This is a genomic window from Mycobacterium sp. 2YAF39, from assembly GCF_052114565.1.
In the GTDB taxonomy this organism is placed as follows: Bacteria; Actinomycetota; Actinomycetes; order Mycobacteriales; family Mycobacteriaceae; genus Mycobacterium.
The window spans coordinates 1-766 of the sequence record NZ_JBFREZ010000034.1; the positions used below are offsets into that span (position 1 = coordinate 1).

The following is a 766-nucleotide window of genomic DNA, read 5'->3' on the forward strand; positions in this document are numbered from 1 at the left end:
CCGCTGGCCGGACTGCTGCCCTCGGCGACGTCGGCCACCGCGCCCGCCGCGGCGGCCGCACCGGCACTCGCGGCACCTGCACTCACCGCTCCGCTGGCAGCAGCTCCCGCGGCGCTTCCGGCCGCAGGCGCAGCACCGCTGTTGATGCCGCTGTCAGCACTGCCCTGACGGTAGCGGCGACATCGACCGAGCAGACCACCACAACCACTCATTGAGGGAAGTCATGTCAACCAGGACGATGTTCGCCACCGCCGCCGTTGCGATCGGCTCATCGGTCACGCTGCTGTTCGGCGGCGTGACCAGTGTGGCCAACGCAGACCCGGCCGCACCACCCGCGCCACCACTGCCGATCGACGGGCTGCAGGCGCCGGGCCTGCCCGCGGTGCAGAGCCTCGGTCCCGTTATTCAGGCCGCCGCCGCCGATCCGACCAACGCCGCGTCCACACTGATGGCGGCCGCCGCGGTGTTCGCCGGAGACGCGGCCGCTCCGGCCGATTCCCGGAACGTCGCAACGGCCGTCAACCAGTTCGTCGCGCACACCCCGGCTCCCGGCGCGGTGCCGGGCACCGAGGCGCACCTGCCCGCAGGCATCGACCCGGCCCACGCCGTCGGCCCCGTCGAGGAGGCCGCGCCCGCGCCCGAGGCGCTGGCTGCTCCTGCACCGGATGCCGCACCCGCAGCGGCGCCCGCTCCCGCACCCGAGGCCGCACCGGCTCCTGAGGCCGTCCCGGCACCCGCACCCGCGCCGGCCCCCGCGCCTGCGGAT

At 75.5% G+C, this 766-nt stretch carries 1 pseudogene; it reads left to right on the top strand.

Annotated features, from left to right (window positions below):
• Positions 1-223: 223 nt before the first annotated feature.
• Positions 224-766 (top strand): annotated as a pseudogene (locus AB4Z42_RS28335) (hypothetical protein); the annotation flags it as partial.